This window comes from Stenotrophomonas sp. AS1 (genome assembly GCF_048957655.1).
Lineage (GTDB): Bacteria > Pseudomonadota > Gammaproteobacteria > Xanthomonadales > Xanthomonadaceae > Stenotrophomonas > Stenotrophomonas bentonitica_A.
In genome coordinates, this window is sequence record NZ_JARVXM010000001.1 from 153,653 (window position 1) to 169,415 (window position 15,763).

Annotated in this window: 16 protein-coding genes; 3 read left to right on the plus strand and 13 right to left on the minus strand. The window is 62.5% G+C overall.

From position 1 onward, the window contains the following. Positions 1–132: 132 nt before the first annotated feature. The 7 genes from PV764_RS00685 to PV764_RS00715 form a co-directional block, all read right to left on the minus strand. Positions 133–384 (minus strand): zinc-binding dehydrogenase, encoded by a 252-nt coding sequence (locus tag PV764_RS00685; RefSeq protein ID WP_350469485.1) that lies wholly within the window; start codon positions 382–384, stop codon positions 133–135. Positions 385–396: 12 nt separating this feature from the next. Continuing rightward, positions 397–843: an alcohol dehydrogenase catalytic domain-containing protein gene (locus PV764_RS00690; RefSeq protein ID WP_421115970.1), complete on the minus strand. Its 447-nt coding sequence runs from the start codon at positions 841–843 to the stop codon at positions 397–399. 100 nt (positions 844–943) lie between these two features. Further along, on the minus strand, positions 944–1,657 hold the full coding sequence (locus PV764_RS00695) for a DsbA family protein (protein ID WP_421115971.1): 714 nt from the start codon (positions 1,655–1,657) through the stop codon (positions 944–946). Positions 1,658–2,951: 1,294 nt separating this feature from the next. Then, the gene (locus PV764_RS00700; RefSeq protein WP_167390418.1) at positions 2,952–3,125 is read right to left on the minus strand and encodes a hypothetical protein; all 174 of its coding nucleotides are present in this window, start codon (positions 3,123–3,125) and stop codon (positions 2,952–2,954) included. 624 nt (positions 3,126–3,749) lie between these two features. After that, on the minus strand, positions 3,750–4,427 hold the full coding sequence (locus PV764_RS00705; protein WP_046272414.1) for a hypothetical protein: 678 nt from the start codon (positions 4,425–4,427) through the stop codon (positions 3,750–3,752). Positions 4,428–4,870: 443 nt separating this feature from the next. Continuing rightward, a complete protein-coding gene (locus tag PV764_RS00710; protein ID WP_421115972.1) occupies positions 4,871–5,863 on the minus strand; it encodes an aldo/keto reductase in 993 nt (330 codons plus the stop codon). After that, entirely contained in the window at positions 5,860–6,468 is a 609-nt protein-coding gene (locus PV764_RS00715; protein ID WP_421115974.1) for a flavodoxin, read from the minus strand. The genes PV764_RS00710 and PV764_RS00715 overlap by 4 nt, the downstream gene beginning before the upstream one ends. A gap of 74 nt (positions 6,469–6,542) precedes the next feature. Here PV764_RS00715 and PV764_RS00720 point away from each other — a divergent pair, with 74 nt between their 5' ends. After that, on the plus strand, positions 6,543–7,436 hold the full coding sequence (locus PV764_RS00720) for a LysR family transcriptional regulator (RefSeq protein ID WP_421115975.1): 894 nt from the start codon (positions 6,543–6,545) through the stop codon (positions 7,434–7,436). Positions 7,437–7,439: 3 nt separating this feature from the next. Here PV764_RS00720 and PV764_RS00725 read toward each other — a convergent pair whose 3' ends face one another. The 5 genes from PV764_RS00725 to PV764_RS00745 all read right to left on the minus strand — a co-directional run bounded on the left by PV764_RS00725 (position 7,440) and on the right by PV764_RS00745 (position 13,132). Further along, positions 7,440–8,450 carry an aldo/keto reductase gene (locus tag PV764_RS00725; protein ID WP_200899476.1) on the minus strand — a complete coding sequence of 337 codons (1,011 nt, stop codon included), beginning with the start codon at positions 8,448–8,450 and terminating at the stop codon, positions 7,440–7,442. A 155-nt stretch (positions 8,451–8,605) separates the two neighbouring features. Further along, positions 8,606–9,760, minus strand: coding sequence for a (R)-mandelonitrile lyase (locus PV764_RS00730; RefSeq protein WP_421115976.1), 1,155 nt, complete (start codon positions 9,758–9,760; stop codon positions 8,606–8,608). Beyond that, positions 9,757–10,815, minus strand: coding sequence for an alpha/beta hydrolase (locus PV764_RS00735; RefSeq protein WP_046272419.1), 1,059 nt, complete (start codon positions 10,813–10,815; stop codon positions 9,757–9,759). Before PV764_RS00735 ends, PV764_RS00730 begins: the two co-directional genes overlap by 4 nt. A 217-nt stretch (positions 10,816–11,032) precedes the next feature. After that, a complete protein-coding gene (locus PV764_RS00740; protein WP_421115977.1) occupies positions 11,033–12,127 on the minus strand; it encodes an alpha/beta hydrolase in 1,095 nt (364 codons plus the stop codon). A 72-nt stretch (positions 12,128–12,199) separates the two neighbouring features. Beyond that, positions 12,200–13,132, minus strand: a complete 933-nt coding sequence (locus PV764_RS00745; protein WP_046272420.1) for a LysR family transcriptional regulator — start codon at positions 13,130–13,132, stop codon at positions 12,200–12,202. A gap of 100 nt (positions 13,133–13,232) precedes the next feature. Between PV764_RS00745 and PV764_RS00750 the strand changes: the two genes are divergently transcribed. Then, positions 13,233–13,562, plus strand: coding sequence for a nuclear transport factor 2 family protein (locus tag PV764_RS00750; protein WP_046272421.1), 330 nt, complete (start codon positions 13,233–13,235; stop codon positions 13,560–13,562). Beyond that, complete coding sequence (locus tag PV764_RS00755; RefSeq protein ID WP_046272422.1) at positions 13,559–14,341, plus strand: SDR family oxidoreductase; 783 nt, start codon at positions 13,559–13,561, stop codon at positions 14,339–14,341. Before PV764_RS00750 ends, PV764_RS00755 begins: the two co-directional genes overlap by 4 nt. A 12-nt stretch (positions 14,342–14,353) precedes the next feature. On the opposite strand, the gene PV764_RS00760 is transcribed toward PV764_RS00755, so the two are convergent. Continuing rightward, positions 14,354–15,622 carry a hypothetical protein gene (locus PV764_RS00760; RefSeq protein ID WP_046272423.1) on the minus strand — a complete coding sequence of 423 codons (1,269 nt, stop codon included), beginning with the start codon at positions 15,620–15,622 and terminating at the stop codon, positions 14,354–14,356. Positions 15,623–15,763: the final 141 nt, after the last annotated feature.

Here is a 15,763-nt window from a genome sequence, read left to right on the forward strand (position 1 = left end):
AGCACTGCAAGTAGCAGTGCCAAGGCGTAGCGCTTGGCGTGGATGGCAAGGGAAGTCACGTGCTGCTTCGACCCATACGGACGTGGCCGGGAAGATACCTTGCATCATAGTTCTCAGCAAGCTGAGGCTTGTTCATGTTCTGCCCGGGCCCGGGCGGGTGGAGCGGGAGCGGCCGAGCACCTTGCCACCAACTGGATCCAAGGCCAGGTCTGCACCTTTCCCGCCGGTGCCTCTCAGCACGCTTGCACGCAGATCATCTTCGGCCAGATCCACAACAACCTCAGCACCAGACCACTTCGCTCGTTCAACCTCGGCGGCCGAGGAAACGACGGCACTCGGCATGGCTCCCAGCGCTCTGCTCATCTGGATCAGTGCGTGTCCCACGGACCCGGACGCTCAAGAGATCAGCACTGTCTGCCCGTCCTTCACCTGTCCAATGCGGGTCAAAGCCTGGTAGGCGGTGACGTAGTTGATGGGAAAGGCGGCCCCCTGATCCAGGGTGATGGAATCAAGAAGGCGGATGATGCGCTTGTCCTGCACCAATGCCCACTGCTGCTGCAGGCCATCCTCAGTAACGCCGAGTGCGGCACCGCCGTAGATGGCCACGCGTGTTCCTGGCTCAAAAGCGCCGCTGTGTTCAACAATACCGGCACCGTCATTAGTCAGCACCAATGGTGCGCGTGCGTGCTCGACAATACCCGCGAGGACCTGGCTTGAAAGTGGGTTAACGGTAGCAGCGTGCATGCGAACCAACGTGTAGCCCTCACGTGGCGACGGTACTGGCCGTTGTTCAATGTGCATGGTGGGCGCAGGGCCGAATGAACTGGCTACGACTGATTTCATAAGTACTCCTGTTGGCGAATGCCGTGTAGACGGCGCCGCTGTGAGAGAGGGCTGGGCAGTGGAGACAGGGGCACCGAAGTGCTCGATATCAGCTATCGATCTATGCAGGCATTTGCCGCATCACGGCGATGGCTTCGAGAACGGCATCCGCTCCCTGATAGAGGACTTCAGAGCTCACCGGCTGCAGCTGGCCAGCAGTCTGGAGATACAGCCTTAGAACGCCCCGGACCTGTTCACTCTCCATCATGCGCTGAGTTTCATCGATGCGTTCGCAAGCCAAAAGGGCCAGCGCATCGTCAGCGTTGAGCTGCTCGGCAAACACCACTGGGTCAGAAGCGTATCCATGCCGCTCAAGGAAGCCGGACGTGATGGCCGCAGCGACCCTCGCGCTGCTGGTCTCCCGGCCGTCGATGTACCGCTGCCGCTGGAAGTGGTGGAGCAGCGGTAGCTCCAGGCGTCTGTCGAGGCCGCGCGCCAAGGTCAGTGCACGGGTCATCGGACCCGAATCGAAGCTGCCATGCGGACCGAGCAACACCTGCTGACGGTACGCCTCGCTGAATACCTGCCCGGTCAGTGCTTCAATCCTCTGATCGTTAGACCACGCGTACTCTGCCCATTCCCGATTCTGCGGGCGAGCACCACGGCCTGTGAATAGACCGCTTGGCAATAACATCAGTTCGATAGAGGAGTCGTTAGTCAGCGCGTCGAGCGCCGGAGCGGCGGCGTAGCACAACCCGCACCACGGGTCGAATAGATAAAGCAGCGTTTTTTGCAGCATGAGAGAAAGGGGAGGGGAGGGATCAAGCCCTACCATATTGGATCTAAATCGGAACATATACCCCGCATTAACGACAGACTGTCAACCAGAACGAACATGTTTGCGTGTTTTACGACGTCCAAGGTACTCCCAGTCTCGCCCCCCCTTTGTTTTTGCTTCAGGCCGGCGAAGCGCCTAGACAGGACCGACCCGATGTAATTGGAAGAAGTCAGGGCATGGTGCACCGTGCAGGCATCGCACACCGGTATACGGCGGCCTGATTCTTCGCACGCAGGCAAAATAATCCCGCCATGAGAATCGTCTACGCCACCTCGCGGGATCTGATTGGCTCGCGGGAGCGGACCGGTGCTGTATATGCAGCCGCCACGCTGGCCGTTCCTGGGTGCAGCTGGTGATTGCGCCGGCGCGAATTAACTTGGGCTCGCTGCGGGTTGACCGCAGAAGGCCCAAATCTGGGCGTCATCTTCGGTGGCGGCGCTATCGCCAGAGAGCGGTTGATGGGCACCCGTGCCACCGCAGCCTTGAGGTGCAAACGTGGATCGTTGGGTGGCCAAGTTATGGGCACCGCGTAAGCAGAGGTCTGATGGCGGCGGCCGTTAACATAAGCTACGTTATGCGAAGTAACGCATTGATCTTAAAAGCGTTTCCCTGCCTTGGCCGATCCTACTCCAGCAAAGAGACGTCATCAAGCAGGCCTGAAGAAGCAGGGTTATCCTCGAACCCTCAGCTGCTTTCTCCACATGCATGGGGGACACGTCGCGATTCCGGGTTAGCTGGCAGTTGAGTTCCCGCGAGCCTACCAGCGTGCGTCATCGCTCCAGGAGGAAAAATCTTGCTTCGCCGCCTCCAGCACGAGCGCTGGATGTAGGGCAAGAGCCTCTGCTGGACTGCCTCCGCACAATCGAGCATGCGGAGCGATCAGCCATTCGATTTCCTCCCAACCTGACGTCGGGCCGCCGGCTGAAACGCCATATGGGCCACGCAGTAGCGACAGTACCTCCGAGAGCACTGGCAAAGGCATCCCAGTAGAGTCCAGCTGCCATGGAGGAAAGAGAAACAGCTTCAGTTCCCCAATCCACACGCCCAGAACGCTCCCAGATTGCAGGCACTGCGTCAGGGTGCGGCCCTGGACGGCACTCGGGCTCAGTATCGCTTCGAACGCCGCCATATCGAGCCAATCCCGCGCGGCGTTCGATCTGGCCTGAGCGAAGGCAGATGTTTCCGAAGGTATATGCCCGCGCATAGAATGCCTGCCTGGTAAATGAACAGCTCCCACAAGGATGCCACACGCTCTACTAAGGCAACCTGTGGGGGAAACGTCGCTTGAACGTCAGGCATCCAGCGGTTTGCCGCAACAAGGGCATTTCCCTCCTGCCAGTTCTCGATCGTATGCTGCGTTTTGGCGGTTGGCCAGCCAGACTGCTGCCACGGTAATGGAAACAACAAGCGCCACCAAGACGCCTGCGACGATGCTCATCTGTTGCAAGGTAGACAGGGAATTCATTGCATTGCCCACTAGGAAGACCAAGACGATGTCGCACTACAATTTTAGCCCCCAAATCGGAAGAACTTGCAGGAAATTTATCCGGAAAGGCACCCGATCTAACGTAGGCTGAGGGCTCTATGGCTGAACTCTGCGGGCGATATGGCTGCATCTGAAAGCTGGCCCACAGCAAGGCAGCTACTTGGAGGTCCTGCGACCAACGAGCTCCAGAAGAATTCGGGGCAAGTAATGCGTAGTTCCGCCAAATTAGGGGCGGCTTGTCCGAAGACTCGCGGAAAGATGGGCGGGTTTCCGGAGCAGAATGGGGCAGTTTCAGCTGTGAAAGGGGCAACTTGTCCGCGTCAGACAGCTGCATTTGAACCCGGCGCACCCAGGCGATCAAAGGGCGGAACTTTGTTCATCCAGACAACTAACACCCAGAAATATCTGCGATGGCTTACGGCGGTCCAACAATGTCTGCCTCGCGAACCAGAATCTCTACCTCAACGGGGCAGAATTGTCTGATGACGAACAGGGGCACAATCCTAAGCAAAAGGACAAGAATCAGGACTTGATCCAGAGCCAGACCCACGAAAGACGGCGCATCATTCATTTCGCATAATGTATATTATGTAAGACTCCGGCTTACTGGTCTTCGGCTCCGCAGGCCTGCGCTGTTCGTTGAGACCCAGAACCTGGGTCGGATGCATCTCTCTCGACTAGCGCCAACCTGTTTACATCTTCCAGGAACACGTCACCCAGCCTCGTCGCGGCTGCCCAAGTGTCCGTTCGCCATAGAGCCACGCCCGATACGCCAACAAGCATGATGCCCCATAAGGAATATGCAACAGAGGTGGCGTTGCTTACGTCAGTAGAAGTGGATGCCAGCAGAAATAGAATCAATCCTCCGACGAAGGCCGATACAAAGTAGATCAGCCAGAAGATCAGATTCCAACTTGCCCGTCTCGTAGCAGATGCCGCCTTGGACTTCCAGCGGATCTGCTGGGTCTCCTGATTCCACTCAATCAGGCTCCATACGTCGGACAGATCACCTAGCGTCCGGCACACCTCGGCACCTGACCGATCACACACCCTTCGGACCACAGCTGCCGGCAGATAGGTGCCGAACAGCTGCCGCGAAAGAACCTCAACACTCAATGCATCGAGTTCCCACGGATTTTTCCAGTATTGGAGGAATTCTCGGCGTCGGACGAACTGAAGATCCCTTCGTCCAATCAGCCACCGGAACGCCCCAAGGGCCACGATAGCCAAACCCATGACGATCTTGAGCTGACCTCCGGCCAGACTTAGCAACTGCTCCATACTCCCCCGACTGACATCCGTGCGTACTTCGAACGATCACCGACCAGGCGCGTCCGGTCAACATCGATCTCTACGTCCCGCAAGTCCTTGCCCCAAACCGGAAGCTGTTTCCGCGTGGGATACACCGCGAAGATGCCCAGTTCCACCGCTCGGAATTCCGGCATGACCTCGACCAGCACTCCGTTTCGCCAGCCGGCCCTGGAAGGTCCAGACGGTACCTGGACTGGTGGCGGCGGAGAGCGGCGTATGTGTCATTTCCAGTGCTTCGCGTCAGTCACGGCCCGACCTGCACTACCGCCTGATTGCAGGGGAAAGAGCGACCTCTAAGGAAGGTAAAGATCAGTCCGCCCTACCCTCGATGACGAACCCTAATCTCCCCTGCTCAGTATCTGCTCTGTATCAGAAGCAGACATCCTCCGAGCACCCCGCCCGCCCGCCATCGCTCACTTGCCGGTCATCTTCAACGCAGCTTCCGGCAAGCGCTCACCGCTGATACTGATGCGGGCCACGTCCTCATCGATACGCGCCAGGTCGGCCGCATCGAGCACTAGATCCACCGCGCCCAGATTCTCATCCAGCCGATGGGGCTTGGTGGTGCCAGGGATCGGCGAGATCCAGGATCGCTGAGCCAGCAACCAGGCCAAGGCAACCTGAGCAGGCGTGCCGCCCTTCTCTGCCGCCATCGTCTTCACCACTTCGACCAATGCCATGTTGGCCCGGCGTGCCTCCGCGGAGAAACGCGGCACCGCATTACGAAAATCCGTTGCATCGAACTGCGTGTTCTCGTCGATCTTTCCGGTCAGGAACCCTGCGCCCAGCGGGCTGAAGGGTACGAAGCCAATGTTCAGCTCTTCAAGTAACGGAAGAAGCGCCTTCTCTGGCTCGCGCCAGAACAGTGAGTATTCGCTCTGCACTGCCGTCAGCGGCTGCACCGCATGTGCCCTGCGGATAGTCTGCACACCCGCTTCGGAAAGGCCGAAATGCGCAACCTTGCCCTCTGCAATGAGCGCCTTCACCGTGTCGGCAACATCCTCGATCGGCACCGCCGGGTCAACACGATGCTGGTAAAGAAGGTCGATGCGCTCGGTGCGAAGCCGCTTCAGACTGGCCTCTACGGCGGCCCGGATGTGGGCGGGCTGGCTGTTGGTACCTGTGCCGCGGGCACCGGTCACCGGGTCGATGTCAAAACCGAACTTGGTGGCGATCACGACCTGGTCACGAACGGGCGCCAGTGCCTCGCCCACCAGGTCTTCGTTGGCAAAGGGGCCGTAGGCTTCGGCGGTGTCGAAGTGGGTGATGCCGCGCTCCACCGCCGTGCGGATCAGCGCAATCATTTCCAGCTTGTCTGCGGCCGGGCCATACGCCGCGCTCATGCCCATGCAGCCGAGGCCGAGGGCAGAAACTTCAAGGCCTTGTCCAAGGGTACGGGTCTTCATGGTCGAATCCTCATCGTGCCGTGCGGAGTGGCCAACCAGGCGTTGACGCTCTCCATGGTGTTGCGTTCCTGGTCGGCCTGCATCACGAATGCATCCAGGATGCGGGCGTTGGGTGCATGGCTGGCCAGGACGCGCAGGCTGCTGCCCACGCCGAAGCCGCCATGGGTGATGAACGGCACGATCGTCTTGCCCCTCATGTCGTGCCGCGACAACAGCGAACGAATGATCGGCGGCGCGGTCTCGCCCCAGATCGGAAAGCCTAGGTAGACGGTGTCATAGCGACCAATGCCGGCAATGTGGGTGCGCAGCGCCGGTTCTACCCCGTCGTCGCGCTCCTGCCGCGCCTTGGCCACCGTTTCCAGGTAGTCCGCCGGATAGTCCACAGCCGGCTGTATCTCGAACAGGTCGCTGGGCATGCTGCGATGAATGAGCCCGGCAACGACCCGGGTGTTGCCCGAGCGCGAGAAGCACGAAACCAGTGTCCGTGCATTCGATCGACCCGCGGCCGCGCCCTCCTGCGGCTCCGCAGCGGAGCATCCCAGCGGCAGCGAGGCCAGAGCGGCGACCACTGCCCGGCAACCGTGATTGGCGGCTGGCTTTGTCATGACGCCAATCTACGCCCCCCAAACACATTCTTGCAGAGGCATAATCGGATATCGCTTATATCCGGTGCGCATCAATGAGCGTAGAGAACTACGACCAGTTGGCCATGTTCGTCCTGGTGGCGCGGGAGCGCAGTTTTACCCGGGCTGCGGCCCAGCTGGGCATGTCCCAGCCTGCCCTGAGCCGATCGATGCGGCAGCTGGAAGAGCGCCTGGGTGTGCGCCTGCTTGCCCGGACCACCCGCAGTGTGTCGCCCACCGAGGCCGGGGAGCAGCTGCTGCGGGTGATTGCGCCGCGCTTCGAGGAAATCGACATGGAGTTGGCCCAACTCAACGCTTTTCGCGACAAGCCCGCCGGTCGCCTGCGCATCACGGCAGGTGAACATGCCGCGCTCACCGTGATGCAGCCGGTACTGGGCAGGCTGCTGCCGGCCAATCCCGATCTGAACATCGAAGTGATCGTCGACTACGGGTTGACCGACATCGTCGCCGAGGGCTTCGACGCCGGCATCCGCATGGGCGAACAGGTGGCCAAGGATATGATTGCCGTGCGCGTTGGGCCTGACCTGCGCATGGCCGTGGTCGGATCGCCTGCCTATTTCCAGCGCCATCCGAAACCGAAATCGCCGCACGACCTCACCCGGCACAACTGCATCACCATCCGCCTGCCAACCCATGGTGGCATCTTCGCGTGGGAGTTCGAGAAAAAGGGGCAGGAACTGAAAGTACGGGTGGAAGGCCAACTGGTGTTCAACAACATCGCGCTGCGCCTGGGCGCCGCGCTGGAGGGGCTGGGGCTGGCCTACATGCCCGAGGATCTCGTCCGCACCAACGTGCAGGCGGGCACCTTGGTCCATGTCCTGCAGGACTGGTGCCCCTCCTTCCCCGGCTACCATCTGTACTACCCGAGTCGCAGGCAGTCGTCGCCTGCGTTCACCCTGTTGCGTGATGCGTTGCGCTATCGGGATTGAGCCCTAACGCAGAGGCGCCTCGACGCCGCTGTATGCCTGCACTGCTGGCGGAAGACGCTCGCCCTGCACTGCCACCGCGGCAACTGCCGCGTTGAGCTCCTGCAGCTCACCGTCGTTGAAGATAACCCCGCCTGCGCCCAGGTTGTCCAGCAGATGTGCCATCTGCGTGGTGCCGGGGATCGGCACGATCCAAGGTCGCTGCGCCATCAGCCAGGCCAGTGCGATCCGCGCAGGCGTCGCCTGTTTTCGCGCGGCCCAGTCGCTGAGCAGGTCCACCAATGCCAGGTTGTGTTCCAGGTTCGGCGGGGCGAAACGCGTTTCGATGCCGCGAATGTCGCCCTCGGCAAACCGTGTCCGGGCGTCGATCGCACTGGTCAGGAAGCCGACGCCCAGTGGGCTCCACGGCACGAATCCGATGCCCAGCTCGGCGCACGCAGCAAGCACCTCCTGTTCGGGGCCGCGCCAGAGCATCGAGTACTCGCTCTGCACAGCGGCCACCGGCAGCGCAGCGTGCGCGCGGCGAAGCGTCTTCAGGCCCATCTCGCACAGGCCCCAATGCAGCACCTTGCCCTCGGTCATCAGGTCCTGGATCGCACCGGCCACGTCTTCGATCGGCACCTGCGGGTCCACGCGGTGCTGGTACAGCAGATCGATGCGGTCGGTACGCAGCCGCTTGAGCATGCCCTCCACTGCCCGTTTAATATGCGCTGGCCTGCTGATCAGGCCCGGGCCACGCGCACCGGTTTCCAGGTCGATGTTCCAGCCGAACTTGGTGGCGATCACCACTTCGTTGCGGAACGAGGCAACCCCCTCCCCCAGGATCCGTTCCACTTCGTGCGGGCCATAGGCCTCGGCTGCGTCGTAGAACGTCATCCCGCGATCAAACGCAGCGCGGATGATGCGGTGCATCTCGGTGCGGGAGGGGATGGTGGTCTGGTAGGTGCGGCTCATGTTCTGCACGCCCAACCCGATGCTGGAAACCTGCAGCGTTCCGAGCATGCGGCGGGCGTCCATTCTCGGCGCTGCAGCTGCGGGGGTGGCGTTTGCCGTGGAAGTGGCCAGCGCGCCGGCCAGCGGCAGTGCAGCCAGCGTGGCGGCGCCCTTCAGGATCGAGCGGCGTTGGGCGTTGGTGGGCAGATCGTTCATTCCGGTCTCCATGTGGGGCGCTGTCAGGGCTTGGGTGCCGGGGTCTGTTCCAACGCCTGCACCGCGCGGGTGGATGCGGCCGCGTAACCGTTGTGGGCCAGCAGTCGGGCCACGTGCTGCAACTGTGCGCGGCTGAGGCCCACGCGCTGGCTGGCCGCCATGTGCGAGCGCAGCTGCGCCTCCACGCCGGGCATCACTGCCAGTGCACCCACCGTCGCCAGCTCACGGCTTTGCCAGTCCAGGTTGTCGCGCTCGAAGATGTCGCCGAACAGGTGCGTCTGCAGGTACTGGTTGATGATCGGGGCGAAGTCCATGACCGGCCCGGTCACCGGGGCACCGGAGATCCGGGTCTGATTGGCGGTGCCCACCGCGCGGAGTGCATCGCCTACGGGAACCTTCCCGGTGGGCGGTTGCCCGGGCGCGGTGGCGATGCCTTGCACCTCACGTGCGCGCACGACGTTCATCAGCTCGCCCAAGGCGTTGAGGCTCTTCGGGAACCCCGCATAGGCATACAGCTGCACGAGCACTTCCTTTGTCTCGCTCAGCGTCAGGCCAGCATCCAGTCCCCGGCGCAAGGCGGCATTGAGCTGGGGCATGTCGCTGCTGGCCGCAGCGGCTGCAATCAGCGGGATCGCCTGCTGCCTCGGCGAAAGCGGCCCGGCAACGGGCGCCTCGATGCCTGCTGACGCTTGGCGGTACTGGTCATCACTCACCTGCTCCAGCCAGGCCACCGATTTTCCCTCTGCCACACCGGTTACCGCGAGATGGGTCATCGCGTTGTGCGGCGCGGCGCCGTGCCAATGCTTGACCCCGGCCGGACACACCACCACATCCCCGGCGTGTATCTGCTGCACCGGCTTGCCCCATTCCTGGGTCAGCCCAACGCCAGAGGTAACCACCAATCGCTGCCCGGCGGGATGGGTGTGCCAGGCCGAACGCGCGCCCGGCTCAAAGCTGACGTATGCGGATGAGACCTGCACGTCCTTGTCCGCTGGGAACAGCGGATCCACGCGCACTTTGCCAACGAAGGTCTCTGCTGGACCGGCAACGGACGATTGTGTTCCCGACCGGGTGATCTGCTGGATGGGCATTTCGCCGGCGCCGGAGAACGGTGCCGCCACGCTCAATGCAGCGCCCAGCAGCGCCGTCTGCGCGGGTGATTTACGAGGCGTGGTCATGGTGCAAGCGTCCGGGTGTAGAACGTGGTGAGCGAGGCGACGGCAGCATCCACGTACTTCGGCACCCAGTAGGTCTCGATGTGCGTGGCCCCCTCCAGCAGCACCAGCTGCTTGTCGATGGTACCGGTTGCTTTGGCGAAGGCATCCTGGGTCATGTACAGACTGTCCGCCTTGCTGCCGGCAATCATCAGCAGTGGTTGGTTGATCAGCTCGATCTGGTTGGTGGCGTCCCAGCGCATCAGGTCCAGCAGGCTGCTGGTCGTGTAGCGGAAGGTGGAATTGGGATGGGCATGCGTCTTCCAGTAATACTCATAGCCCTGCCGATACAGATCGAAGGGGAGCTTGGCGATCTGCTCGTCGCTGAGGTTGGCATCGCCGGAGTACAGCACTTCGCCGCCGGCGGCCTGCTGTGCGCGCGCCTGCGAAGCCTGCTGCAGGCGCTGTTGGATGGTGTCCAGCTGCGAGTCGGCATAACCGTTGCGGCGCACTCGGCCAGAGTTGAACATGCTGATCGTGGCTACGGCCTTGAAGCGCTTGTCGGTCTGCGCGGCCGCCAGCGAGTAGCCGCCGCCACCACAGATGCCGAGCAAGCCCAGGCGCGAGGTGTCCACCCAGGGGAATCGACTGATGAAGTCCGCCATGCCGTGGATGTCCTCGATGCGGTGGGAAGGCATGTCCACGCTGCGCGGTTGGCCGCCGCTTGCCCCCTGATAGGCCGCATCGGCGGCAATGGCGATGTAGCCCTGCTGGGCCAGGCGTTGCGCGTACAGGCCGGCCACCTGCTCTTTGACCCCGCCATTGGGGTGGGCAACCACGATGGTCGGGTACTTCCGCGAGGCATCAAAATTGGCGGGCGTGTAGAAGTTTGCCGCGATCTCGATTCCATTCAGCGGATAGGACACCGAGTGAATGTTGACCTCACTGGGCACATTGCGCGTGATCGCACCTTCGTAGGCCAGTTGGAAGGGGTTGAGTGTGTAGTCGGCAGCGGAGGCATTGCCTGCTGCCAAGCCGAGAGACATCGCCAACAGCGTGGCGTGCACGATGTGCTTCATTCAAGTGCTCCGGGTTTGTACGTTACCCCTGACGGCGCGTGTTGCGGGCCGACGGTGGCGGGGTTCAGGAGTAAACCTAACGCCCGTGCACCCATGGAAACAGAGCATCAGCCGGATATCACTCATGCGTGCATGATATGAATGACGAATTGGCGAGCGGCGCAGCATCCAGGACGCCACACTCCATGGCGCGATCCATGCACGGGCGCGGTCCGGCTCAACGATCCAGATGCTTCTTCTGCAGGAACTCACTCACCAGATCGGCGATCTGTACGTTGTTGAGGTCTGAGAACAGGAAGTGGCTGTTGCCACGGATTCCCATCTCCGGCAGATGGATCAGGGTGACATCGCCGCCCTGCCGATTGACGGCATCACGCCAGGCGCGGGCCATTTCCAACCGGGCCCGCCAACTGTCCTGCGCCGGCAGGTCAACCGGCTTGTCAGGGATGTTGTCGCCATACAGCACCAGAATCGGGATCCGGGTCAGCGCCTTGAATTCCGCGGGCGAAACCAGCGCGGGAGCGACGGTATCGAACGCGCTGGGAATCGGTGCCGGTGCATCGTCCTTTGCGAACACGAAGCTGCTGCCAGGCTCGAACGCGACGATCGCGCGGACGTTGGGGCTTTTTATGGCCGTCATCCAGCCAGGACCACCCGCCTGCGAATGGGTAAACAGGATCGCAGGCCCTGTCTTCTGCAGCACGGCGGCTACCCCGTCCGACACTACGCCGAGGTCGAAGGGGCCGGTGTTGGGCGTGACCGAACGGAAGAACTGGTCGAGCGCGGCCTCCCCTTTCGGGAACTGGCTGCCACCGAAGTAGTTTGGCCAGAGGCCGATCCGGAACTGGTTGAACCACATCTGATCGTCTGCCACGGGCTTCAGCGTCGCCTCGACCATGCTTCGGCCGGCCTTGCCGCGCCGTGGTTGATCGATCAGGTAGGTAGCGAAACGACGACGCAGGAACAGGTTCTGGAAGCCCTCACGCCCATCGGCCGTCGTCTCCCAGCTCTTGGAAGACTGGCCCGCACCGTGCCACATCACGATGGGCAACGTGCGCGCGTTCACCGGCTTCTGGTAGAAGGCATAGACGTGATCGCCGTGATAGCTCTGGCCATCCGGATTGGAGGGCTTCAACGGATCGAACGTGCCAGACTCTTTCTTGGTCGTGCCCCCAGCGAGGAAGCTGCCTTGCGAATCGATCTGCAGTGGCTCGTTGGCCATGGCGGTCGTGCCGCAGAGGGAAACCGCTATCCAGAGCAGTGTGGAGGGGAAGCTGGGCACCAGAGTGCGAAGGCGCGTGCGAGTCTGCATGGGTCACTCCGTGACAGATTGTCAGGGGAATCTATCTTCGGGACCATGCGAGAAGAAGAGCGGGAGTGCATATCACTCATGCGCGGAGGGTATAGATGCCTCACTGCCCAGATCACGATCCAGCATGCAGTCGATGAAGGCCCGCAACCCCGGCAGCATGTGCCGTCGGCTCGAGTAGTACAGATAAAGACCGGGCACCGTCGGCGACCAGTCCGCCAGCACGCGCCGCAGTCGGCCATCGCGCAGTGCCTCGGCGATGTCATCGTCGTTGTAGGCATACAGGATGCCGAGCCCTTGCAACGCCGCCGGCACGATGATGTCCTGGTGGTTGGAAATCACGCTGCCTTCGCCAAAAAACTCAACCGTTTTGCCCTTTTTACTGAATTCCCAGCCCGCGATCCTGCCGCTGCCGGGGAAGCGCCAATTGATGCAGGCATGACGACTTAGATCCGCAGGCGTTCTCGGTTCACCGTAGCGGGCAAGGTACTCCGGCGATGCGACGGCCAGCAGTTCGACATCCGGCGTCATCCGGACCGCCACCATATCCTTCTGCAGGCGATTGCCCACGCGGATGCCGGCATCGAAGCCCTCCCCGGCAATGTCGCTCAAGGTGTCATCGATCACGATATCCAGCACCACATCGGGATGGGCACGTGCAAAACGCCCCAGGCGTGGCGCGATCAGTCGCTTGGCGGCCATGCTGAGCGTGTTGATGCGCAGCGTGCCCGAGGCGTGCGTGCGTGTGTCGACCGCCTCCGCCACGGCCGCGTCCATTTCACGCAGCATCGGCGCCATGCGTTCGTGCAGCCGCCGCCCCGGCTCGGTCGGAGAAACACTGCGTGTCGTCCGGTTCAACAAGCGCACGCCCAGCCGCGACTCCAGCTGGCGAATGGTCTGGCTGAGGGCTGACCGCGACAACCCCAGGTGATCCGCGGCTTTGGCGAAGCTGGACCTGTCCACGACGGCGACGAACGCCTTCAGTTCTGCGAATTCAGCGCCGCGCATTGTGCACTCGTTTCTACATAGCCTGCTCAGATAGTAGGTGATTCTATTACCAGAAGGAACACGTCAATCTGGCGCCGCCCACCACAACGGAGACACCAGAATGCAAACGCTCGACCTTCCCGAACCGATCGCCGCCTATTTCACTGCGGACCAGCACGATGGCCGCGCGGTTGCCCGCTGCTTCACGCCAGACGGACGCGTGCTGGATGAAAAGAAGATCCATACAGGCACAGCCCAGATCGAGGCATGGAAAGACGCTTCGTCTGCCAAGTACACCTATGTCGTGCAGCCTCGCAAGGTGGAGACACTGGATCGCACCTGCATCGTGACCAGCGAAGTGGCCGGCAATTTCCCCGGCAGCCCTGTCCAGCTGCGTTATGCCTTCACCCTGGAACGCGACAAGATCGCCTCGCTGGAGATCGCGCCATGACGTTCGATCTTCAATTGGCAGGCAAGCGCGTCCTGGTGACGGGTGGTGCCCGCGGTCTGGGGGCTGCGGTCGTGGATCTGATGTCCAGGCTGGGTGCGCGTGTCGCGGCGTCGGCGCTGTCGGTGCCGAAGCGCCCTGTCGATGGCGTGCGCTATGTGGCGGCGGATCTCGCCACCGCCGAAGGCGTACGCCAGGCATCGGAGGTCACCATGCATCATCTCGGCGGCCTGGACATCCTGATCAACGTGGTGGGCGGCTCCTCGGCGCCGGCCGGGGGATTCGCACGGCTGGACGATGCGGAATGGGCGAAGGCGCTGGATCTGAACCTGATGACGGCGGTACGGATGGATCGCACCTGGTTGCCTGGGATGATCGCGCAGGGCTCGGGGGTGATCCTGCACGTGACGTCGATCCAGCGAGTACTCCCGCTGCATGACGCCACGATTGCCTATGCCGCTGCGAAGGCAGCGTTGTCCACCTACAGCAAAGCGCTCTCCAAGGAAGTCACGCCCAAGGGGGTGCGTGTGGTCCGCGTGTCGCCGGGCTGGATCGAAACAGAGGCTGCGATCGCATTCGTCGAGCGGATTGCGTCCAATGCGGGCACAGACTATGCGGGTGCCAAGCAGCAGGTCATGCAGGCGCTGGGAGGCATTCCGCTTAGGCGCCCTGCCCAGCCGGCCGAGGTCGCCGATCTGATTGCATTCCTGGTCTCCCCGCGGGCGGCCTCCATCTCCGGTGTGGAGTACACCATCGATGGCGGTACTGTGCCGACGGTCTAGAGCGGACACCTTTCAGGGGGCGTCAGCGCCCCCGAGTTTGGTGGACGGAGACAGCTTCGGCGCCACAACGGCAAGGTCGTAGCCGCGGATGAGCTCGCGCCACTCGGGCGTCAGGTCGTCCATATCCTTGCTGCGCAAACGGCGCAGATCCACCAGCATCCAGTCGTCCGGTGCCATGCCGGAGGGGCGGGCCAACATCACATCCTTGCGCCAGTCACTGTCCTTGCCGGTGGTCGCATCGAAGTCGTACACCTTCATCGGGCGACCGACCCCGTTGTATCCGGCGCCCACGCCTTTCGCACCACCTACCATCAGGTGCAGGGCACTCACGCCCTGTCCGTCGGCATGTTCGGCAACGAAGTTGCCCACGTCGCGCTGGCCAAGTGGGTTGTAGCCCTTGTAGAGATGATAGGCGCCGAACTTCATCAGCACGCGCGCCTGCGGCACCTCGGTGAAATGGGCGGCGAGCGTCCGCTTCATCAGCCGCGCCCTGCGCCCGTTCGGATCGCCACGACCAGACTGCGAGGCCTGGTAGATGGCACGTGTTTCGCGCAAGGCGGCGAACAGGGCCTTTGCCCGGTCGCCGCCATCTTGGTCGATGGCTTTCCCCGCCGGCTCCAGCGTCGCATCGGTGACCTTCAACAGGAACAGATCCATGGGCGACCCTGAGGCGAGCGCGACCTGCACCGCCGTCCGCTCCTGTTTGGCCAAGGCATCGATCTGGGCACGGGCGAGCGGCCCTGGCCCGGATGCCAGCATCTGGTCGAACAGATAGCCGCTTACGCCCAGGAACTCCTGATCCAGTCCCCACAACGTGAACTCGGGCCCGGCGACCGCAGCGCAGTCGGCCACCGTCTGCCCTTCGGCGCGGCTGTTGAGGAACGCCATGACGTCGGGATAGGCGGTCATGAAATCGGAAATCTGCTGTTCCCGGTCCGGCGCTCTCATCCGTGCATTGACTGCGCTGGCGGCCTCCGGTCCTGTCTCAACGGCCATCGCGGCCAGGCCGCCCGGCGCCATCAACCGACAGACGTTGGTGGTGAAGGCGGGGATCTCGCGCGAAAAGTGGCTCTCGCCGATGAGAACGTACCGGCTGGCGTCTACCGCGTCGGACAGAATGGCGGCGCCCGGACCCGAGAAGCCCTCCGGCCGCACGGTCAGCGGCGACCCTGCCTGCGCCAGCCGATCGGCGAAGGTGAGAGGTGCAACGGCCTGCGCATAAGCGGACGCGGCGCACAGGCATGCGAACGACAGTCCCACCCCGATCGACTTCAAACGCATAGTGCTTATCCCCTTGGATGAATCGGCTTGACGAATTTCGGCGCCCACTTCAGTTGCAGGCCGCATCATCAGGCTCCCAGCGGCGGCAAGCAAGGCGCCGACCGCACCCAACCTTCACAGCAACCATGGCACCCCCAATGC